Genomic DNA, 22,981 nt, shown 5'->3' on the forward strand with positions numbered 1-22,981 from the left:
ACAACAAAATACAATCATTTCACAACATTTTTTAAAAGGAAAACAATATTTCATCTGTAAATTGTAAGAAAAATCAACAACACATGGCACACTTAAATACCTTCCAGACTTCGACCACATGGCTAAAAGACATTCCATCCGCTATCGCTTTAATTGACAAAAACTTTAAAATCTGTGATGCCTCCCAAAATTGGTTTCAAAAATTTCATCTTCAAGATAAACAAGAAGAAGTGAAGGGCAGGACCATTTTTGAAATCTTCCCCCGATTCTCTGAAGATTGGAAAGTCAAATTGGAATATGTCTACGATGGTCTGACCAACATTCAGGTGATGGACAAAGTAGAATATGACGATAAGGTCATGAAATACCTGTGGCATCTTAATCCTTGGAAAGATGGTTATGGAAATCAAATTGGGGTAATACTTAATGCACAAGATGTAGGCGACAACCACCATCTACAGCTAGAGCTTCAACGTACCAAAGATAAGCTCTATCAAAAGGGCAAGATGGCCAAAATTGGTAGTTGGGACTATAGCGTCAGCGAAGACATGATTACATGGTCGCAGAATATAAAAGAAATTCTTGGTGTGGAATCCGGTTTTGAGGGCACTTTGGAAGATATGTCTAACTTCTTCAAAGAAGGCCGTTCGCGAAATACCTTTCAAACTGTCTTGGAGATGGCAATCAGAACCGGAAAGCCATGGGAAGAAAATCTTGAGATTGACGTTGTTGATAATCCTTCGATTTCGGTCAAAAGTATTGGAAGACCAAAGTTCAAAGGAGGAAAATGTTCGAGAATTCTAGGAACCTTACAAGCCATTCCACATGTTCCTCAAAACAGTTACATGAGCTCGACCACCGTTGCTAGTGATTATGAACAGTATTTTCAATTATCCCCGGTAGCTATGGCACTCTTAGATTATACTTCCGGTAAGTTTCTAAAAATCAATGATGCTCTTTCCATGGTGATTGGCCGAACCGCTGAAGAACTCAAAGACAAATCTTTTCGTAATTTTTTGAACCCGGGTGAATTGGGAAAGAACAATCCAATAAGGCAATTGTCCAAATTAAATGGCTTCGGTCCTCTGGACATCAAATATACCAAGGGAAGAACCAAGACTTTGGACTTACAACTCACTGGTAAGCTGATAAATCGCGAAAATGGAAGAAAAGTCGTATTGGTCACAATAGTAGACATAACAAGGCAAAGAGAAAAACAACTGGTATTGGAGGAAAAAATTGGGCAAACCAAAGAAGAAATCAAAAAGTTGGTCAACTTTGCCCATATGACTTCACACAATCTTAAAGGACAGGCAAGCAACTTTTCATTACTACTTCAATTTTTAAAGACCGAAAAAATGGAGGAGGAACGAAGAACAATTTTTGACATGCTGTCCTATGCCACCGATAGTCTTACCGATACCATAAAGGGACTCAGGGAAATTGTTACCATAAGACAGAATATAAATCTGAGGAAAAGGCCCCTTGCTCTAAATGAGTATATATTTAAGGCAGAACAGGGACTGTCTGGTTTAATCAAAAAAGAAGAAGCCAAAATTGTAAATGAAATACCGGATGATTTGAAGGTTAGGGCCCTTCCCGGTTATCTAGAGAATATTATGGGTAACGTGATATCCAATGCAATAAAATTCAAAAGGAAACATAAAAAGCCTCTCGTTGTCATATCCGCGCAGGTTCAAAAGTATTACACAGTAGTCAGTGTTGAGGATAATGGCGTGGGGTTGGATTTGAAAAATCAAGATAGAGAATCAGTTGGACTTTATGAGGCTTTCCAAAAAGAAAATACCACACGAGGGATGGGACTTTACTTGGTCAGATATCAAATGGAACTGATGAAGGGTAGAATCGAATGTGAAAGCAGATCTGACGAAGGGAGTATTTTTAGATTGTTCTTTTCCAATAAGTAAACCAGTTTCCAACTGCTCCACTTATTAAAGAATGGTTACGAAGTTTTAGGATTTGATATTGTTATGACAAAGTAAAAACCGTGATTTGGATTGTTATAGTACCATCTTTTATATGTCTCTTAATCTCAATTGTTCTTATCGTCAGAGAACGTAAAAAGGAGCAAAGAAAGGAATCGTCAGGTAAATCCGTTTAGACGCCCAAACGTTTCTATCCGTAAACGGATTTAAAAGGTCTTAACATGAAAAAACCTCTTCTAATAAAAAAAAGCTACTTTCAATACAATTATTTCTTTATATATCAATTTCTTTTACTTTACCATTGCTATCTTAATTCTTACAACATGAACACAATAAATCTTATAAAATTATGTTGATGATAGATAAAATGTTAATTTTTTTTGACATTTAATACAAACTCATTTATAACACATTAACTATTAAAAGTCTTTGAAAATGTACAAGGAAATCTATTTGGTCGATGACGAAGACCTGGTAAACACGATCAACGCTATTCACTTTAGAAAAATGGGTATGGAAGATAGGGTCAAGAGCTTCACCAACCCTGAACTTGCTTTGGACGAATTACGCTTTCGTAAGAACGATAAGGATAGAACATTGATTCTTTTGGACATCAATATGCCCGAAATGAGCGGGTTCGAGTTTTTGGAATTTATGATGTTGGAGGATTTTCCTGAAAACAACGAAGTATTATTGGTAACCTCTTCAGAAGCAGATTCTGATAGGGAAGAAGCCTTGAAGTATGATAAATATGTGAAAAGGTTCATATCCAAGCCCTTACAAACTGAGCATTTGGAAGATTATCTGCAAGAATCTTATGCAAGAAAGCAAGAAAGCTAATTTACCATTTTCCGATTGTTTGGTTTTGCTTCAAATAAAGCGGAACCTTACCCACATATCGCTAATGAAATCTGTTTTGATTTTTAAATTGGGACTTTATGGTTTTCTTTTCGGGAAATCGAAGTCACAAAAACCAAACCACTTGTTTGAACTTACTTGAATTTGTCTACGAAATCTATGACTGATACTCTTGATACGTTTAATGCCCTTATTCCAAAACAAGGGGATGATATTATATGGAGCATAGATCGGGATTATCAACTGACCTTTTTTAGTCACTCCTTTGAACAGCAGTTTACCAATGACTTTCAAATCGTGCCGGAAATTGGTATGGATTTGAGGTCATTGGGATTTAACGATGTTTTTTTTCATGCGTGCAGTAAGGGTTATTCCACGGCATTGAATGGAAATCCCTTGATCTACCTTTCAACAATCCAAACGAACGGAAAAGCGAAGGTTTTTGAACTTTCATTTATTCCCTTTAACAATACTAAAGGAGAAGTTTTAGGCTGCTGCATGCAACAAAAAGATGTAACAGCTGAGTCGGAAGCCCTACAATTACTAGAAGATAGAGACCGTAAATATAAGGAAGCCCAAGAGATAGCCAATGTCGGCCATTGGAACTGGGACATGCTTAAAGATGAAATTACTTGGTCTGATCAGCTTTTCAGGGTTTTTGGACAAGAGCCTGGAAATTTCGAGGCCACGTATGAAGCTTTAATGGAGATTATTCATCCTGAAGATAGGAAAGCGTTCAATGCTGATGTGGAAGCCTGTATAAGCGAAAATGTGCTTCATGATATTGTACACCGTATTGTACTCGGAGAAAAGGATGTAAGATATGTTCACCAAAAGGGTCGGGCATACTATAATTCCAATGGGAAGCCTATTCGGATGTCAGGTACCACTCAGGATGTGACATCAGAGATATTGGCAAACCAAAAAATTGTGGAGCAAAACAAAGAACTTGAGCATTTTGTCCATGTGGTATCCCACAACTTAAAGGGACCTATTTCGAATCTTTTGATGCTATTGAGTGTTTATAACTGGGGACGAGACATAGAGAACGACATTATTCTGAAAAAGTTTGAGACCACCTCAAAAGCCCTGCACCAAACCATGAAGGACCTAAGCCTCTCCCTTTCTCTGAGAAGTGTCGATGAGAATCGTTTTAGGGATGTTTGTTTTGAATCAGCTATGGAAGATGTTCTCGGTTTGCTTTCTGAAGAAATCGTGAAGGCAAATGCAAGCATCAGCATGGATTTTAGCCAAGTGTCCAAGGTTAAAGGAATCAAAAGCTACGTGGTGAATATACTTTATAATCTCATCTTAAATGCGATTGCATATAAACAAGAAGGACGAACCCCCATGGTTCGTATTTCTACCATGTTAAAAGAAGGTTCGTTGGTTTTGACCGTCACTGACAATGGAATTGGTATGAAGCTGACCCCTAAAAGGGAAAAAAAGATTTTTGATATGTATGGAAGGTTAAGTGGGCAAACAGCAGGAAAAGGTTTGGGGCTATATCTTGTGAAAACACAGGTGGAAGCAATGAATGGCAAAATTGAGGTGAAAAGCGAAATGGGAATTGGAAGTAGCTTTACCATACGATTTGGACGTCCGGCAGATTATTGCTGACGACTGTCATGAAACCTAAACCCTTTTATGGATTAACGAAAAGATTCTATGATTTCAATTAGATTAATATTGCCCTCATACCAGTATTGGAACTACCCCAAATACAGCAAATATAGTTTCAATAATTACGTGAATTGTTAACCAGATTTCAGGGCAAAATTACCAATATCAAAGATTTGTATGGAATTGCATTGCAAAGATTGGATAGGATTCTTTGAACGATAAAAGAAAAATTCTGGACTTCAGTTTCAAAAAACCAACATTTTTTGGGGATCTCTTCCTGTTTTTAGTTTGTCCCATTAATCTGTAGTTTTATTGGCTTACTTCACCAAGCTATAAACAATATTTCAATGTTCAGTATTTACAAATAGAGACCTTGGATTAGTCCAAGAGTTTTAAATCCACAATGGTGCTTGTGTAGATTTCCTCACCTTCATCGTCCTCATCTACTTCTACGGTATAGGTTATCTCGAACTTTTTGCCATAATAATCCCCTACCACCAAATCATATTTTTTCCAAACAGCTTCATCTTTCCGTTCAAACTCTAAGGAATGCCCATCACTATCAGTAAAGTAGAAGATGTAATCATCATAACGGTCATAAGTGGCAACTGTCTTTTCCACTTCTTGTAAGTGAAGGGAAGATAGTGCCACAATCAATAGTATTACAATTGTTTTCATTTTGAGTGTTTTTTTGTGCGCTTATATCTCTTGAAGATATGCAATAGAAATCAAACCGAAACCTCTTAACAATAATTTTAAATTGATTAAAATTGACACGATTAATCAAAAATCATTCTAAGAGGTTATATCGGCAAGGATAAATGGGTCTACAATTGATTTACGAGTTCAAATTGTGGTTATAAATCAGGGAAACCAGAAAGATTGCGGAAAATTTTTCTTCTATCTATTTTAGAGCTTTTATTCTGAAATTGAATCCAAAATTTTGAAGCGTATGGAAGTGAATTACATTAAACTAATCGAGACCGTGGTGGTTATGGCCATTTTTTTTGCAGTGAGATTTGTTGTGACCAAAATAATAGACAGGACTTTAAAGGATAGGCTTATCCAAGAGTCAAGGGGCTTGTCCATCAAAAAAGTGCTACGTAGCACATTATTGCTTATCTGCATGTCAATAATATTCCTCATTTGGGGTGTTGACCAATCCGATCTTGCCATATTCATTGGTTCGGTGGTCACCATCGCTGGAGTCGCATTCTTTGCCCAATGGTCACTTTTGTCAAACATTACCTCAAGTATCATTTTGTTCTTCAACCACCCCATCAAACTAAATGACAAGATCGTAATAATGGAGGGGAAGGATTATGCCATAGAGGGAAAAGTGACCAATATTGGTCTTTTCTTTATCAGCATACAAACTTATGATATGGAGGAATTGACTCTTCCAAACAACGTTTTTATCCAAAAAACAATCAAGAAACTATCCAGCACCAATTCGGTCCAAAGTTTAACTGAAAACGAAAAAAATTAGAAGCTCAGTGAAAATGTGAAAAAGCGTAAATCTTCTTTGGAAGGATAGTGTTGTTGTAAAAAATAGTAAACTTTCACTTCTATAACATACTCTTAGAGAATGGACCCTGTGCCCTATACAATTCCCAAGGCGGATGAAAGTAAAGAGGCGAGTCCAAGAAAGCTGAGAAATCCGCAGATATCGGTCACTGTGGTAAGAATAATCGAAGATGAAGTTGCAGGGTCCTGTCCAAAAGCCTTTAGGACTATCGGAATTACAGCACCGGCAAACCCGGCAATGATCATGGAAAGAACCATAGAAACACCTATAACTAAGGAAATACCAAAAGAATCTGACCAAAAGAACACAATAATGCCAGTGGTGATTGCAACAGCGACACCGTTAATAAAGCCGACCACAAGCTCCTTCTTGGCTACCCTCATCCATTGTCCTATCCTAATCTCTTTTAATGCAAGCCCCCTTATGGTTACAGCCAAGGCTTGAGATCCAGTGTTACCGGATTGGCCGGCGACAACGGGAAGGAATATCGCAAGAATGGTTATCCTGGCAATCGTATCTTCAAAGAAACCAACCACCATTGAGGCTAAAAATGCGGTAGCCAAATTTATTTGAAGCCATGGAAGACGTTTGCGTACGGCAAATGAAGCTTTAGATAGTGCATGTTCCTCTTTACCAGCACCGAACATAGTCTGTAAACCACCACTTGCCTCTTCACGAGACACCATGATTAGCGCATCGTTTCTGATAAGCCCCAAAAGATGATTTTGAATGTCAACAACAGGAATCTGTAGAAGAGAATAAGCTTCCATCACGCTCAAGACTTCCTCTCTCGAGCTTATCGCCTGTACGGAGGGCGCTTCGTATATCAGCTCTCCGAGTTCTTGTTCGGGTTTGGCAATTGCAATATAATTTACTGGAACCCTACCTACAAGTTTATCGTCGTCATCGACAACGTACACGGTCAAAACCCTTTTATCCCCAAGTCTGCGCAATTTCTCCAGAACAATCTCCACAGTATCTTCCACTGGACAACTAAAAAGATTGGTTTCCATTAGAAAACCCGCACTATTTCCATCGTAGCTTAGAAAATCCCGGATTTCCCTTGATATAATTTTAGGGAATAATTCCAATTTTCCATCAATTGAATTTCGATCAAGTCTTGAAAGTACCCTTGCAACCTTATGAGTATCAACTTTATGGAACACCTTTTTGAACAAATCGTCATTCATCATAGAAATTATACCAGGGAAGGTATAAGAAGAGAATTTAAAAAATACTTCTTTGGCCATTGCCGGCGTAGCATTGTTGAGATACGATATCATATTATCATAACCTTCGTTCTCCAGATCACCGGCAATTTCCCTGGCTGTTTTCGTCGTTGATTCCTTGTTTGACATTTTGAAGCAAGTTTTGATTAATATTGGTATTGTATTGAAAATTTCAATACAATCCTTGACTTATCCAATAGTCTCATAGATAAAAATAAAGGAGGTCAAGACTATATCTTCGGAGATAATAGCCATTATAATTTTAGTAAATATAAGTCTACTTCGAATACATTGCCTTGTGACGAAATACTTTGTTTCCGCAATCATGATTGAATTGCGAATCTTTAGATGACTACTTGAAAAAAGATTGCCCGAATGAATCGACAAATTCCAGTGATGTAAAATTCAAATAAGCTATTTGTAATATTAATTCGTTCATATTGGGATGATATCAAACCATCACCCTGTTCAAAAAAAAGTAGTTGGTTTGCTGAATTGTTATTTCCCATGGCCAAAAAATGAAGAATCTCAATTTGATTGGGTGAAACCTGGATTAAATAATCGATTAACACTATCTTTAGTAGCAGGGCATTTCTCCACCAATGCTCCTACTAGAGAACATGATCATTAAAGATGCAAAGAATAAGTTTTAAGGAATACGAGGTCAAAGGCTTCTATGATGAGATGTTCTCAGATTCTGAAGTGGTAAGACCCAGTTATCGATTATTTAAGGAATACCTGGAAAAGACAGGCTGGAAAAAACTGAAGACCCTTCAACATTCTACCGATCGCGCACAACTTTCCCTAGGCATGACCTTCAACGTGTACAGCGATAATCAAGGTGTTGAGAGGATTCTTCACTTGGACATCATACCAAGGATAATCAGCGGTGAAAATTGGGATCGATTGACCAAGGGATTGGAGCAAAGGGTAATTGCCTTGAATCTGTTCATCCATGATATTTATAATGGCCAAAAGGTCTTTAAGGATAAGATAATCCCCAAGGACTTGGTTCTTTCAAGTGCCAGCTATCTGAACCAATGTGTCGGTTTAAAACCTCCTAGAAATGTATGGAGCCATATCTCGGGAACCGACCTTATAAGGGGATCCGATGGGAATTTTTATGTTTTGGAGGATAACCTAAGATGTCCCTCCGGCGTATCTTACATGCTGGAGAATAGGGAGATTCTCAAGCGAACTTTTCCAGAAATGTTCGAAAAGCTAAAGGTCAGACCAGTCCTTGATTACTCCCATTGCCTAAGAGATATGTTGGAATCCCTTACCGATTTTGAAGGAGCATCTATAGTGGTCTTGACACCGGGAATTTACAATTCGGCCTATTTTGAGCATGCCTATCTCGCACAGCAAATGGGCGCGGATTTGGTGGAGGGACGGGATTTGGTAGTCCAGAATGGCTACGTATACAAGATTACTACAAAAGGGTTGCAAAAGGTGGATGTCATTTATCGCAGGGTAGATGATGCGTTCATAGACCCTTTGGCTTTCAATAAGGATTCCTTGTTGGGCACTCCCGGACTCTTTGAAGCTTATTTGAAGGGAAATGTGGTACTGGTTAATGCGCCAGGCGCAGGTGTGGCAGATGACAAGGCCGTTTATGCCTATATTCCAAGATTGATAAAATATTATTTGGGTGAGGAAGCCATTCTTCCAAATATCAAGACGTATATATGTTCCGAAGAACGGGATTTAAAGCACGTCATTCAAAACTTGGATAAGCTAGTGGTAAAACAGACAGATGGTGCAGGTGGCTATGGCATGTTGATAGGTCCCCATGCAACACAGACCGAAATAGCAGAATTCAAGGAGAAGGTCAAGAACAACCCCAGAAATTATATTGCACAGCCCATGATAAATCTGTCAAGAGTGCCCACGCTCTGTGAAAACGAAATTGAGGGAAGACATGTAGACTTAAGACCTTATGTTCTATATGGAAAAGAGGTAAGGGTCATTCCTGGTGCCCTCACACGAGTTGCCCTTAAAAAAGGATCTTTGGTCGTGAACTCATCCCAAGGAGGGGGCAGCAAGGATACTTGGGTATTGGATAATTTATAAAAGACGAGACCACTATGCTGAGTAGAATTGCAGATAGTATGTATTGGATGAACAGGTATGTAGAGCGTGCTGAGAATTATGCTCGGTTCATGGACGTGAACTTCAATCTCTCCCTGGAATCTGCCCCAGATGCAAAGCAGCAATGGAAACCGTTGGTCGATATCACTGGAGATTGGCCCCTGTACGAATCCTTGTACGAAACGGTGCAGAAGGAAAAGGTCATTTATTTCCTTGGATTTGATACACAAAATCCAAATTCAATCTACAACTCAATTATTAGGGCCAGGGAAAATGCCCGTGCCATTCGACCTGAACTGACCAAAGAGGTATGGGAACAGATCAACCACGTCTATTTTCTGATGAAGGAGGGTTGCGAAAGGAAAAGTTGGAAGAAAAAGGATCCCAGAACTTTCTTTAACAAGGTAAAAGAGGGATGTCAGTTGTTGAACGGTATTTTTGCCACTACCATATCACGAAGTGATGGCTGGCATTTCGGAAAAATAGGGCAGTTGATAGAACGTGCCGACAAAACTTCGAGGGTCCTAGATGTCAAATACCATATACTGCTATCAACGCCGAATGATGTAGGTTCTCCCATGGATCTTGCGCAATGGGCGGCGTTGCTCAAATCCGTATCCGCCTATGACATGTACCGGAAAAAGTATGGTAAGCTAACCACATTGAACATATGTGAATTTTTGATTTTGGACAAGGTTTTTCCACGGTCCATCAACTTTTGCCTTATTCAGGCCGGAAAATCATTGAATGCAATTACTGGATTGGATGATGGGTATTCCAATGATGCGGAAAAACAATTGGGTAAGCTAAAAGCACAACTTCAATTTATGGATATTCACGATATTTTCGCAGACGGGCTTCATGAATACATTGATGATCTGCAAAAGAAACTCAATACCGTCTCCACGGCAATCTACGAATCGTTCTTTGCAAAAAAGTATGTTGAACCCAATGTTAAAACCTAAATCCTATGACATATTGTTTGGGCATTAAATTAAAATCAGGGATTGTGGGAATCGCCGATACCAGAATAACATCTGGAAACCAAACCACCCGGGCAAAAAAGGTATTTACAGTCAACAAAAAGAAGCATTCTTTCTTTATAATGACCTCAGGCCTCCGTTCTGTCCGTGATAAATCGATAACCTATTTCAAGGAAATCATTGAGGAGAACGATGATTCTTTCAATAAACTTTACAAGGCTGTCAATGCATTTTCGGACCAGGTCAAACGGTCTGCGAACGAGGATAAAAAATCCCTGAAAGAGGCAGGCTTGAGCTTTAATTTGTTTTCCATTATCGGCGGACAATTGGAGGACGATGAGGAGCACAAGATTTATCTGCTCTACCCCGAAGGCAATTGGATAGAGGTATCCGAAGGCTCTCCTTTTGCAATAATAGGTAACAATGGCTACGGTAAACCCATTTTGGACCGTGCCATAAACTATGATTCATCCATGCAGTTTGCTCTCAAGGCCGGTTTTCTTTCGTTTGATGCAACCAGGATTAGCGCTAACGACGTGGATTTTCCTTTGGACATCATTTATTATGAAAAAGACTCGTTCAACATTGTTGAAAAACGGTACGAGGAGGAGGAGCTTCAAAATATTTCATCACTTTGGGACGAAATGCTCAGCGATTCAATACGAACTCTTCCTGATGATTGGATAAACAAACTTAGGGGTTCAGAATCCACTGAAACTATAAAAAATGCTCAAGCCGCAAGCCAGCAATAGTGTTTATGGAATTTCGGATAGAACATGAAACAGAATATTGGTATGGGGGTAAGGTATTTTTTGAGCCCCATTACTTTCGGTTAAAGCCTCAGGACGTACCCTATGCCAAACTTAAAAGTTTCAACCTTATAATATCGCCCGAGCCGATCGGAATCTCTGAGCAGACCGATGTGGAGAACAACACTGTTCATTTCAGTTGGTATGGGGGCAAGCATAACAGACTTGTCATTAAGGCAATCTCGGTTTTGTCAACAAAGGGACACAATCCATTCAGTTTTATTCTATGGCCTTCTCCATATAAAAGAATCCCATTCCTCTATTCGCAGCAATTGATGAGATACTTAAAACCGTATTTGGAAGTAGGACAAATCAATAAATCCCTTCAACAGTACGTCAATCAAATCTTGGACGCCGTAGATTCAGATACCATATCCTTTTTGAGCGGGTTTACGATCGGGATTCAGTCAGATTTCACGGTGGAGGCCCGGGAGCTGGGGAAGCCTAATTCACCGAATGATACATTTAATTCCAAAAAGGGGTCATGTAGGGATTTAGCTTGGATGCAGATACAGTTACTCAGGAAGCTTGGCTTAGCGTCAAGGTTTGTGAGCGGTTATTATTTCATTCACACAGAAAATCCAATTTATGAACTCCATGCATGGACGGAGGTTTTTCTCCCTGGAGCAGGGTGGATTGGTTATGACCCTTCCAACGGAATAAGGACCACTGAAAGATACATTCCTGTATGTTCCAGTGCGAATTACGAAAATACAATGCCCGTGACTGGAAGTGTAAGGGGAAATGCCGCTTCCAAACTAGTTACCAACCTGGATATTCAGTTACTTCAAGAATAGTTCGCCCCAATTGCATTAGGCTATTTTTTGGAAGAATAAATCAATCATTGTATCGGCCCTTGGCCTGAAAAACACTTTCTCAATTGAAACTTATACGTTATTTGATAACAATGTCAGTTACTTGCAATTAAAAAGGAGCTTTAATGAATTCAAGAGTTTTATTCTCTATTTTTAACAGACTGCTTTAGGTTTTAAGAGTAAAGGTAAATTCAAATGAAATTAAATTTTAAACTAGTTCTAGGTCTCCTTCTCATTTGGAGTTGTAGCGAAAACGTTCAAAGGAAAAAGCTAAAAATCCAGAATTGGTCAGATAGGGCAATAGAAATTAAAGGAAAGGACAGCCTGGAACATGGAAAATCATACCTTTCCATCTATTCCCAAATCTATAGCTTAACCCAAGAAAAGACACATAACCTCACTGCAATGGCCAGTCTTAGGAATTTAAGTGGTTCGGACACCATTTATCTTTTGAAAGCGGAATACTATGATACCCATGGAAAACTGGTCAGAAATTACTTTGACCGACCCATTTTTTTATCCCCTATGGAAACGGTTGAAATCGTAATTGACGAAATCGATGTGGAGGGAGGAACGGGGTCGAATTTTCTGTTCGAATGGAAGACACCTAAAAATTGCCCGGAACCCCTGTTTGAAGGAGTCATGAGTTCCACAATGGCCCAACAAGGATTGTCCTTTACAACACAGGGAAAACGTATTGAATGAATCCAATCGATTCAATTGCTTAGGATTTGTTTATTTATGCAGTATATAATATTGCCTTGTCCCAACCTTTTTCGTTTATCTACCCTGTTCCATTTATCTAGTAAGAAAATATAAAAATATCCTTTTAAATGGTGGCGTGGACACTATAATCAAAAACATTATGACCCATAAATGTATTGAAAAGGAAAGATCTTCACGTTTCCACAAATCAACAATTTAAAGAACACTGAGAAATTCCCTCTTTTAATAAATCATTCTTAAGTTTTCAATTGAGTACTAGAGGTTTATAGCTTTCCGAATATTATTTTGTATTAGCTATTTCCTTTAAAACAAAAAGTCTTCTGCCAATTTCATAAGACCTTTTATAAATGAAATATGTTCTATGAAATTAATTACCTAAAAGAACCCCATCAACAATATGAATAAGTCCATTGGACGCCCTGACATCCATTTTGGTGAGTGTAGCCGTCCTTCCCTGCGGATCGGTTAATGTGTAATTGTCGCCATCCATACCAACTTCCAACTTATCCGTCAGAGTTAGGATTGTTCCCCCTAACTCATTAATAATGTTCGAGCCTTTAAATTCCGTAAAGGGAATCGCATGTACTTCAACAATATCCTCCACGATATTTCCCCCAAGTTGATCAATACTGGTAAAGTTACCGCCCGAGTTATTGTTGATTTCATCAAAGAGGTTTTCAAAAGCGGGATCCGTGGGAACAAGCATGGTATATGCTGGCGAGGTAGCTAAATCAGCTTTTATGGTAGACCCGACTTCAGCCTCGGTGATGGTCAAAGCCTGTTCCATAATTTCAAACTCTGGATTCGCCCCGATAAATGTGGCAAGGGTTGGAACGGGAACAACATCATCCACGATATAAACAATGCCGTTACGGGCTTCTGTATCCGATAAGACTGAAGCGACCCCATTTAAAATGATATTTTGTCCAATAGCATTGAACAACATATCGATTTCAATTTGGGTATTTGTTGTAAGAAACCCCAACCCTTCACCTTCAAGAACCTCACGCGGAGTTGTCTCCAGAGTGACATGATTGTGGATAGATGCGGTCAAAAAGTCCATATGGTCAGGATTTTCTGTGTCGACGGACTCTATCCCATCAAAACCATTCTCCAACAAAAAAGCATCAAAGGTATTATCGGTGGGTACGAAGACACTAAAGGAGTTAGCTTTGGTAATCAAGTCGGAATCATCATTTAAGATATCCCTCACATCAGGTAATTTTTCCAAAGCTGCCGTAAAATTTTTCAAGTCAGGGTGTGATGCTATGATTTCATACAGTGTAGGTCCCTGTCCTGGGCTGGGTTCTCCCAACCCCAATAACACACTGTCTATAATATGCAGTATTCCGTTGGATGCCCTGATATCGACACCGACCATATGGGCAATTCTGTTTTGCGTATCGGTCAAGTTGAGTACATCATTCTCCTTTCCCACGGTCAAAGCGATGTTCATGGTGTTTATTGTTGAACTGCCCAAAGCATCCTCAATTTCCTGTGCATCAGCAATAGTGTTGGGTATGGCATGGCTTTCCACAAGATAGTTCAAGACAAGGGGGCCAAGGTTTTGCAAAGCCGGTATCTCCTTTTCCCCATAGAAACTTTCGAACGCCCCATTGTGGGGAACAAAGAAGGTAAATTCCCCAGCACTGGTTAAATCCTCGTTCACCGTTGACGCACCGGGCTCCAACAGGGAAAGGGCCTCAAGCATTTCTGCAAATTCAGTATTGCTTTCAACGAAGGTAGCCAATGTGGGTATAGGGATAGCCTTGTCCACTATATGAACGGTTCCGTTAGTGGCCAATTTGTCCTTCTCCAAAATCTCGGACGTACCGTTCAAATTGATATTTCCACCGGATGCATCGAAGAACAAATTAATTTCCTCCGCAACGTGAGTTGTGAGGTAGCCGTTTTCTTGGCTTTCCATTTCCAACACATCAATCGTTCCAATCACAATATGGTTACGAACATAGGATTTCAGAAAATCCATATCGGTCTCGTCCGTAATATCTATGGCTTCCACTCCGTCGAATCCATTTTCCAATAAAAAAGTTTCAAAAGCATCGTTTTTTGGTGCAAATACGGTGTATTCATGATTGGAGTTGCCCAATAAACCATGCGTATCCAATTGGTTGCGAAGCAAGGGGAGTTTGTCCAAAGCCTCAGTAAAAACAGTCAGTTCAGGCTCTTGGGAGATTACCCCGTAAACGGTTAAAACGGGATCGGGTTGGGGCATGGGCGTTGGATCATCGTCCTTTCCACAGGATAGTAACCCAATACACAGCAGTACCACCATCAAAAACCTTTCAATTTTCATCATCGTTTTCATTGTTCATTTTTTTAGGATTGACCGGCAAATCTAGTTCGAGCAACCAATGGCTCGAAGCATCTTGATTGAATGGTGAAGCGGCCCTAATTGAAATAATTTCAACTACATCCCGGTAGAGGTTATCGTATCTTTATCCTATGGAACTCAAATACTTCAGGCTTATCAAGACCATTGCCGAGGAGGGCAGTCTCGCCAATTCTTCCGAACGTCTGTTCCTAACGCAGTCGGCGTTGAGCCACCAACTTCGAGATCTTGAGGAACGCCTTGGATTCAAAGTGTTTCATAGAACCCGCAACAAATGGGAGCTGACCGATGAAGGAAATGAACTCTACCGCTTAGCCAACCGATTGTTCCAATCCATAGAGGAAAGCTTTAGCAACATTGAAAACATTAAGGAGGGTTCCAGAGGTTCCATAAGATTGAGTGCAGAATGTCAATCCTTTTTCCACGACATTCCAGGATTTATTCAAAAAATGGGAATTCTTTATCCCGAAATAGATATTGACTTGACCTTAGGAGCGACCCATCAGACCATTTCCCAAGTGCTGTCCAATGAGATAGATATTGCGATTGTTACCACAAAACCGGCCTCAGAAGAGTTGGTAAGCATCAAAGTACATGAAGATGAAATATTTGCCGTGATGCACAAAGAAAACCCTTTAAATACTATAGAAAATTTAGAGGCAAGCCACTTTTCCGATGTTCATTTGTTCATCAATTCGTTTCCACTGGACGGGGTTTCGGTCTATGAGCATTTTTTAAAGCCCAACAGAATAAACCCCATAAAAATTTCTGCCATTCCTTTTACAGAGATAACCCTATCCATGATAGAGGCAAACATGGGAATCATGTGCGCTCCAAAATGGCAACTAAAATCCTTTGGTCTTTCTGAAGATATCGTGTTCAAGCGCATCAGTAAAAATGGCCTCAAACGTGATCATTACTTGGTGATCAGAAAATCCAATAGGAACAAAAAATATATCCACGATTTCATCTCCTGTTTTACGGAAGATTTTTTAAACCTGTGATCTGTCATTATCATATTAAGTTGAAAAATAATCAACTAGGCATACCCTGACATTTCAACTACGATGCTATGGTTTGGGAAGAAACCTTCAGTCCTTTGAACCATCAAATCAAAGGCATTGGAATTCAAACATTTACTTTTTGGAATTACTGTTTTGTTCAGCCTCCTTTCAAGCTCCCAAGATTCGTTGAGAACCCATTGGGCCGCACGAACACATGACACACCTTTAATTGATGGAAGACTTGATGACAAGGGGTGGTCGTATTCTTCGGAAACTTGGAGCTCAGGTTTCGTTCAAAGGTTGCCCGACGAAGGTTCCAAACCAACGGCCCAGACACATTTCATGATTGTTTATGATGAAAAATTCCTGTATGTCGGCATACGTTGCGAAGACGAACCAAGTACTATCAATCAGTGGATGTCTAGGAGGGATGGGTACAGCGGGGATTGGGTAGAGGTCATACTTGACACCTACCATGATAAACGTACGGCTTTCTCCTTTACATTGAGCGCAGCAGGTGTAAAGAGCGACAAGTACATTACCCTCAACGGAACTGAAGAAGATATCGCTTGGAACCCGATTTGGTATGCACAAAGCGAAGTAAACAACGAAGGGTGGTCCGCAGAGATGAAAATTCCATTGAGCCAGCTCAGGTTCAGTAGGGAAGAGATACAGACATGGGGGCTTCAGGTACAGCGGAGGATATTGCGAAACGAGGAGCTTTCAGTTTGGAAACGTATTCCCCAAGATGCTCCTGGGTGGGTCAGTGAATTCGGTATCCTAAAGGGAATACATGCCATTGAACCGCAGCGACAGTTGGAAATTCAACCATTTATTGTCGGTTCATTGGAAACTTTTGAGAAAGAACCTGATAACCCATTCCGAAACAGCAACAAACAGGCACTCAATTTTGGGCTTGATGGCAAAGTGGGGGTTACCAACGATGTTACGCTAGACTTTACAATAAACCCAGATTTCGGTCAGGTTGAAGCCGATCCGGGCGCAATTGTTCTCGATGGTTTTCAACTGTTTTTTCAAGAACAACGTCCTTTTTTCATAGAGAACAAAAACATATTCGATTATCGGTTCTCCTCACCGATTGTGGGTGGCCCTTTTAGCTCCGATAATCTTTTCTATTCCAGAAGGATTGGGAGACAGCCACAGGGTGCGGTCACTATAGAAGGAAATCAGTTTGCAGACATTCCCCAAAGAACGCCTATTCTTGGAGCAGTAAAGCTGAGCGGGAAGACCAAAAAAGGACTATCGTTCGGGGTTTTGGAAAGTTTTACCCCCAAGGTACATGCCGAAATCAGCGACGGCACTTCGCAACTTATTGAACCACAGACCAATTATTTTGTCGCCCGTGTATTGCAAGATTTGAACCAAAGACAAACGTTCTTAGGGGGAATCTTCACCTCGGTGATACGGGCGGGGCATCCCGAAACCAGTTTTTTGCATAAATCGGCAAAAACAGCAGGATTGGATTTTCTCCATCAGTGGCAGAACCGAAATTGGTATTTTGGGGCCAATTTGGTCATGAGCCATGTAAAGGGTTCTAAGGAATCCATATTGAACACCCAACGCTCCATTCCCCATCTTTTCCAAAGAGGGGCAGGTCATTTAGCAGTGGACTCTACCAAAACGTCATTGACCGGTACAGGAGGGGATATCAAATTGGGCAAGGCGGGAAGTGGTAACGTTCAGGGGGAATTGGGAATTACATGGCGTTCCCCTGAACTTGAACTCAATGACATTGGATTTTTACGTGAAGCGGATATATTTCAGCAGTATACGGGTATTTCCTATCGGTCCATCAATTCCTTTGGTATTTTCAGGAATGCTAGGATAAACTACAAGCATTGGTTAAACTGGGACTTTGAGGGAAAACTCAATTATATTGATTGGGACATTTCGGGAGAGGCGACCTTTCAGAACAACTGGTCGGCAACATTGGGCTATTTTTCCCAGCCCCATATCTATTCGAAATCGTTGTTACAGGGAGGTCTAAGAATTAAATTGGCGGACCAGTACGGATTTTGGTGGGCATTGAACACCGATTCCCGAAGAAAATTTTTCCTGACCTATTCTGGATGGACGAAGACAGGTGATGAGGGAAGTTACTATCTGCTTGAAAATACGCTGGGAATCAATTATCGGCCCTTGGATAGGCTACGTGTTTCGTTCACGCCAAAACTTACCCTGATAAGGCATAGGCTTCAATACAATGAGACCTTGGCTGTAGGAACAGGCAATGATTACGTAGTATCCCTATTGAATCAAAATACGTTGAGCCTTGTGCTACGGGCCGATGTGACCATTGGCCCGAACATGGCGATACAGTACTATGCCGAACCTTTTATTTCGCAGGGCACCTATAGTAGTTTTGGTATTGTTGAGAATCCCCTGCAATCCTTATCGGAAGGGCAGTTGCGACCGATACGCATATTGGGTACAGCATCGGATGGTGCAAGCTACCAAATTGATACAAACGATGACGGTACTGACAATGCCGTTATAGCCAATCCTGACTTTTCGTTTGCACAGTTTCGGTCGAACTTGGTCTATCGATGGGAATATCGGCCGGGTTCTGAACTTTTTCTGGTTTGGTCCCAAAGTTTCAACGATACTACCTTACCGGATAATGGCCTCGTCTCTTCATTGGGGGAGCAGATTTTCTCACGAACATTGGGAAGCACTTTTTTAGTGAAACTAACCTATCGGTTCCATAGATGATTACAAACATGAAGACATTTGAAATTTTTTACGACCACGACATCAACCTATCAGAATGGCTGGGGTTTCTTGGAGTCCTACAAATACTTTTAGCCTATTTCCTTAATATTTCGGAAAAGCTTGGCACGAATAACGTTATGTTCAAGGCACTTAATATTTTTGGAGCCTTAATGGCATTCGTTGCCTCCTATTTGTTAAGGTTTTATCCATTTATGGTTCTTGAGGCAATATGGTTCACCATAGCCCTTATCAGCTTATTTAGAAACCCCCAAGAAGATAATGTGCCAATGGATGATTATCCGCACGAACTCATCGCAAATATGAATCCCTATTTAAACAAGGGTACATATGTTTTTGTTTCAGTAACGGATTTTTCAAACATGGAAAGTGGCGATGCACTGGGAGCTTTCAGGGAAACCGAGGGCACAACATTGATACTCAAAAAAGAGAAGGCAGAACACCTTGGGTTGCCTATAGATTTTGTGGCGGCATGGATTACCTTAAAAGTACAGTCCTCGCTCGAAGCGGTAGGATTGACAGCAGCGTTCTCCCATGAACTAGCTACATTTGGCATTAGCTGTAACGTAGTTGCGGGGTACCATCACGACCATATTTTCGTAAATCACAAAAATGCTGAACGGGCCTTGAAAATTTTAAAAAAAATGGCAAGTGCTCAAAAAAGACTTACAAATGACTATTAGAAACCTTCGGAATATTGATTTTGAAACACTCATTGGGTGCTTTTTAGATTGTTTCGAAGGCTATTTTGTGAGAATGCCATCGGATATAGAATACTACCGGAAACGTTGGCGTATGGCAAAAGTAGACCTTGCTTTGTCATTTGGAGCGTTCGACAGGGATAATCTCGTCGGGTTTCTAATTCACGCGGTAGACAGACGTAACAATGAATTAATTGCCCACAACACAGGAACCGGAGTATTGGCCAACTATAGGGGTCGTCATATAGTGGACGCCATTTATGACCATGCACTTCCGATATTAAAAGAAAAGGGAATTGAAAAATCCACCCTCGAGGTCATTACCGAGAATATTCCCGCGCTGAAGGCATACGAACGCATCGGTTTTGAGCGTATCAGGGGTCTCAGGTGTTACAGTGGCAACATTTCTGTTAAAAAGGAAAGAACAGATTTCAACCTTCAGAAGGTACACTTTAATGCTTTTGATTGGGGCAGAACCGACCAGAGCCAGTATTCTTGGGACAATCATATCCAAACCGTAAGAAGCGGGCCGTTTGTAGTCTATGTTGTCCATAGAGGGAGTGATTGGGAATCCTATTTTGTGATTAATCCCACGACTCGCTATTTGGCACAGTTTGAGGTGCTCACGGAAACTGAGTGCAGTTGGGAGCGGTTGTTCTCTGCTATTGCCAAAATCTCGAAAACCGTTAAAATCAATAATGTTGATCAATCATTGAAATATAAAATCGATTTTCTGAACCATATCGGTCTCACCAATACCGTTGACCAATATGAAATCGAATTATTACTGAAATGACAAATGAATCAATTGGTTTTATTGAACTAATTGGAACATAAAAAATAGAAAAATGAACAATACCATTTATATCATCGGTGCGGGTGCTGTGGGCAAGACACTAGCGGTTTCGCTTAGTTTGGAAGGAAAAAAGGTTGTTCTCCTTCGGGGAAGAATTGATAACGGATCAAGTTTTACTGAAACTATAACGGTAATCTATAACGGGACAACCAGACTAGAAGCCTCCGTAAACATCGATACGATTTCAAATTTTGAAAATTTCGAGGGCCTTGTCGTCCTGACCAATAAGTCGTATGGAAACAAAAGTTTGGCAAAAAAGCTGGTAGATAAATCAAAGGATACACCGCTGGTAATTCTTCAGAATGGTTTGAATATCGAACAGCCCTTTATTGACGAAGGCTTTTCTGAGGTGTATAGGTGCGTGCTATTTATGACGGGACAAATCAACTCAAGTAACGAAATAAGCTATAAACCTGTGGCGGTTTCACCGATAGGGACTATTAAAAGTTCCAATAGTAGTTTGACAGCCATAGTCGAAAGCCTAATCAGTTCCCACTTTGAATTTAGGGCAGAAAACAATATTCAAAAAATTATTTGGGAGAAGGCTATAGCCAATAGCGTTTTCAATTCAATCTGTCCATTATTGGAAGCCGACAATGGTATATTTCATAGACAAAAGTCCGTTCTTAAAATGGCGCAAAGGGTAATTGCCGAATGCCATCAAATAGCAACCCTAAAAGGGGTAACACTGAACATACAGGATATTGAGCAACGCGTTCTCCAAATAAGTGAAAAATCTGATGGGCAACTGATATCAACCTTGCAGGATATAAAAAATGGAAGAAAAACAGAGATAGATACCCTTAATCTTGAATTCTCTAGAATTGCTTCAGAACTGGGTATGGAAAACGGAATCAAGGAAACCAGCTTATTGGGGGAACTTGTAAAAATCAAGTCTGAAGCAAGTTTGAAAAAATATAAATTAAATCATATGCCGACTAAAGAATTCATTGAAAACTTCATCAGGGCCGTTGAGGAACTTCCCCATGACCAAGTGATAAAAAAGTTTTATGCAGATGATGCCTCCATACAAGAGAATCAGGGCGAACCCAGAATCGGGATAGACAGCTTGATCGAGAACGAACGCAACATGCTCAAGAAGGCAAGGAAAGTCAAGTCCGAATGCATTCGACCATTTTTTCATGAAGGGAAAAATGTTGTTATCCGATGGAAATTCCAATTTGAATGGTTGGACGGCTCAACAACTCAAATTGAGGAGATGGCACACCAAACATGGAAAGGAGATAAAATATACAAGGAACAGTTCTTTTATGACCCAAAACAGTTTATACCAAAAAAACTATAGGACAATGAGGGATGGATAATTGTCCAGACTTAGTTTATAATAATTCAAAATTGTTCTTTAAACTCAAAGTTTCTAGGGAATCTACTACTTCGCCCTAAAATGTCTCAAAAACTCGCCGTTTTACGGTACAGGCCTATTGTATAGAAAAGTAGGTTCAGTTTAAATTCAAAATTTATCTTGTAACCTTTTTCAAAGTCATCTTGTCAAATAAATGTGAGGCCAAAAAAGGCCTCTCTAACATTAATTTTAAAAAGATGAACAAATCAAAAATTCAGCAGTGCATAGTTTTGACACTATTTTTCTCGATGGTTTACGGTTGCCATTCACAATCAACTATTGAACAAATTAAGACCATAAGTGGAAAATCCATAACAGCAGCAAAACTTGACTCAACAATAAAAAGCATTATGGATTCAGTACAGGTTCCGGGTCTGTCCATTGCCATAATAAATGATTCAAAAATTGTTTATCACAATACCTTTGGTGTTTCAAACATTGAGACTCAAGAACCAATAACCAAAGAAAGCATTTTTGAAGCGGCCTCGCTCTCAAAACCTCTATTTGCCTATTTTGCCATGAAACAAGTCGAGAAAGGAATTCTGGATTTGGACAAACCGTTGTTTAAGTACTTGCCACATCCCGATGTGGAATACGACGAAAGATATCAATCGATAACTGCCAGAATGGTACTTTCGCACACCACGGGTTTTCCAAATTGGAGAAAAGATGATAATAAGGATGGTAAACTGTATATTAAATTTACTCCTGGGAGGGATTTTAATTATTCCGGGGAGGGATATCAATATTTAGCTGCAGTGGTCGCTAAAATAAATGGAACTGACCTTAATGGTTTAGATGAGATTTTTCAAAAAGAAGTAGCAAGACCACTGAAGGCGGAAATACTATATTATAATCGGAACGATAAGATAAAAAAACACAAAGTCTACGGGCATAATGAGAACGGCCCGACCGAGAACGCGCAATATGATGGAAACACCTTTGGTGCGGCCTATAGCTTACATACCGAAGCCGTTTCATATGCCCAGTTCCTCATTGCCATGCTTAAAAAAGAAGGTTTGGCTGAAAATTCTTTTGATGAAATGTTAAAAGAGCAAGTTCATTTCAAAGATGACAACCATTTGAAGCAGGAAGTTGGTCAGACCGGTTGGGGTTTAGGTCTTGCCCAAAAACCCACGGAACATGGAATGATGCATCTACACACAGGAAACAACCATGATTTCCAAACTTATATGATGATACTTCCCGAAAAAGAATTCGGAATCGTCTTTTTTATGAACGCGGGCAAGGCCATACCGTTTATTCAAAACTTGAACGCCGTTATTGGCCCAATTTTTTAAACAGTTTAGATATGGCTGAAACAGCTATACTGCAAAAAAGCATA

18 protein-coding genes are annotated in these 22,981 nt (G+C 39.9%); 15 read left to right on the plus strand and 3 right to left on the minus strand.

The window, feature by feature from the left end; all coding sequences use genetic code 11:
• The first annotated feature begins 83 nt into the window (after positions 1-83).
• The 3 genes from ACOKFD_RS07785 to ACOKFD_RS07795 all read left to right on the plus strand — a co-directional run bounded on the left by ACOKFD_RS07785 (position 84) and on the right by ACOKFD_RS07795 (position 4,424).
• Positions 84-1,928 carry a PAS domain S-box protein gene (locus tag ACOKFD_RS07785; protein WP_422860723.1) on the plus strand — a complete coding sequence of 615 codons (1,845 nt, stop codon included), beginning with the start codon at positions 84-86 and terminating at the stop codon, positions 1,926-1,928.
• Between the two features lie 453 nt (positions 1,929-2,381).
• Positions 2,382-2,786 carry a response regulator gene (locus tag ACOKFD_RS07790; RefSeq protein ID WP_422860724.1) on the plus strand — a complete coding sequence of 135 codons (405 nt, stop codon included), beginning with the start codon at positions 2,382-2,384 and terminating at the stop codon, positions 2,784-2,786.
• A gap of 177 nt (positions 2,787-2,963) precedes the next feature.
• Positions 2,964-4,424, plus strand: coding sequence for a sensor histidine kinase (locus ACOKFD_RS07795; protein ID WP_422860725.1), 1,461 nt, complete (start codon positions 2,964-2,966; stop codon positions 4,422-4,424).
• A gap of 381 nt (positions 4,425-4,805) precedes the next feature.
• Here ACOKFD_RS07795 and ACOKFD_RS07800 read toward each other — a convergent pair whose 3' ends face one another.
• A complete protein-coding gene (locus tag ACOKFD_RS07800) occupies positions 4,806-5,105 on the minus strand; it encodes a hypothetical protein (RefSeq protein ID WP_422860726.1) in 300 nt (99 codons plus the stop codon).
• Between the two features lie 274 nt (positions 5,106-5,379).
• Here ACOKFD_RS07800 and ACOKFD_RS07805 point away from each other — a divergent pair, with 274 nt between their 5' ends.
• The gene (locus ACOKFD_RS07805; protein ID WP_422860727.1) at positions 5,380-5,916 is read left to right on the plus strand and encodes a mechanosensitive ion channel domain-containing protein; all 537 of its coding nucleotides are present in this window, start codon (positions 5,380-5,382) and stop codon (positions 5,914-5,916) included.
• Positions 5,917-6,029: 113 nt separating this feature from the next.
• Here the strand turns inward: ACOKFD_RS07805 and ACOKFD_RS07810 are convergent, their stop codons facing one another.
• Positions 6,030-7,313 (minus strand): magnesium transporter, encoded by a 1,284-nt coding sequence (locus tag ACOKFD_RS07810; RefSeq protein WP_422860728.1) that lies wholly within the window; start codon positions 7,311-7,313, stop codon positions 6,030-6,032.
• A 504-nt stretch (positions 7,314-7,817) separates the two neighbouring features.
• Here ACOKFD_RS07810 and ACOKFD_RS07815 point away from each other — a divergent pair.
• The 5 genes from ACOKFD_RS07815 to ACOKFD_RS07835 all read left to right on the plus strand — a co-directional run bounded on the left by ACOKFD_RS07815 (position 7,818) and on the right by ACOKFD_RS07835 (position 12,587).
• Positions 7,818-9,257 (plus strand): circularly permuted type 2 ATP-grasp protein, encoded by a 1,440-nt coding sequence (locus tag ACOKFD_RS07815; protein ID WP_422860729.1) that lies wholly within the window; start codon positions 7,818-7,820, stop codon positions 9,255-9,257.
• 14 nt (positions 9,258-9,271) lie between these two features.
• Positions 9,272-10,240: an alpha-E domain-containing protein gene (locus ACOKFD_RS07820; RefSeq protein WP_422860730.1), complete on the plus strand. Its 969-nt coding sequence runs from the start codon at positions 9,272-9,274 to the stop codon at positions 10,238-10,240.
• A gap of 5 nt (positions 10,241-10,245) precedes the next feature.
• Entirely contained in the window at positions 10,246-11,010 is a 765-nt protein-coding gene (locus ACOKFD_RS07825) for a hypothetical protein (RefSeq protein ID WP_422860731.1), read from the plus strand.
• 5 nt (positions 11,011-11,015) lie between these two features.
• Positions 11,016-11,864 carry a transglutaminase family protein gene (locus tag ACOKFD_RS07830; protein WP_422860732.1) on the plus strand — a complete coding sequence of 283 codons (849 nt, stop codon included), beginning with the start codon at positions 11,016-11,018 and terminating at the stop codon, positions 11,862-11,864.
• Positions 11,865-12,077: 213 nt separating this feature from the next.
• Positions 12,078-12,587, plus strand: a complete 510-nt coding sequence (locus tag ACOKFD_RS07835; RefSeq protein WP_422860733.1) for a DUF3124 domain-containing protein — start codon at positions 12,078-12,080, stop codon at positions 12,585-12,587.
• A gap of 388 nt (positions 12,588-12,975) precedes the next feature.
• Here the strand turns inward: ACOKFD_RS07835 and ACOKFD_RS07840 are convergent, their stop codons facing one another.
• The gene (locus ACOKFD_RS07840; RefSeq protein WP_422860734.1) at positions 12,976-14,937 is read right to left on the minus strand and encodes a fasciclin domain-containing protein; all 1,962 of its coding nucleotides are present in this window, start codon (positions 14,935-14,937) and stop codon (positions 12,976-12,978) included.
• Between the two features lie 137 nt (positions 14,938-15,074).
• Here ACOKFD_RS07840 and ACOKFD_RS07845 point away from each other — a divergent pair, with 137 nt between their 5' ends.
• The 6 genes from ACOKFD_RS07845 (at position 15,075) to ACOKFD_RS07870 (ending at position 22,937) form a co-directional block, all read left to right on the plus strand.
• The gene (locus ACOKFD_RS07845; RefSeq protein ID WP_422860735.1) at positions 15,075-15,965 is read left to right on the plus strand and encodes a LysR family transcriptional regulator; all 891 of its coding nucleotides are present in this window, start codon (positions 15,075-15,077) and stop codon (positions 15,963-15,965) included.
• 117 nt (positions 15,966-16,082) lie between these two features.
• The gene (locus ACOKFD_RS07850; protein WP_422860736.1) at positions 16,083-18,698 is read left to right on the plus strand and encodes a DUF5916 domain-containing protein; all 2,616 of its coding nucleotides are present in this window, start codon (positions 16,083-16,085) and stop codon (positions 18,696-18,698) included.
• A gap of 8 nt (positions 18,699-18,706) precedes the next feature.
• Entirely contained in the window at positions 18,707-19,399 is a 693-nt protein-coding gene (locus ACOKFD_RS07855) for an ACT domain-containing protein (protein ID WP_422860737.1), read from the plus strand.
• Positions 19,389-20,213, plus strand: a complete 825-nt coding sequence (locus tag ACOKFD_RS07860; protein ID WP_422860738.1) for a GNAT family N-acetyltransferase — start codon at positions 19,389-19,391, stop codon at positions 20,211-20,213. The genes ACOKFD_RS07855 and ACOKFD_RS07860 overlap by 11 nt, the downstream gene beginning before the upstream one ends.
• A gap of 52 nt (positions 20,214-20,265) precedes the next feature.
• The gene (locus tag ACOKFD_RS07865; RefSeq protein ID WP_422860739.1) at positions 20,266-21,579 is read left to right on the plus strand and encodes a 2-dehydropantoate 2-reductase; all 1,314 of its coding nucleotides are present in this window, start codon (positions 20,266-20,268) and stop codon (positions 21,577-21,579) included.
• Positions 21,580-21,884: 305 nt separating this feature from the next.
• Complete coding sequence (locus ACOKFD_RS07870) at positions 21,885-22,937, plus strand: serine hydrolase domain-containing protein (RefSeq protein WP_422861010.1); 1,053 nt, start codon at positions 21,885-21,887, stop codon at positions 22,935-22,937.
• The last annotated feature ends 44 nt before the right edge of the window (positions 22,938-22,981 follow it).

Source organism: Flagellimonas ulvae, from assembly GCF_049333175.1.
Lineage (GTDB): Bacteria > Bacteroidota > Bacteroidia > Flavobacteriales > Flavobacteriaceae > Flagellimonas.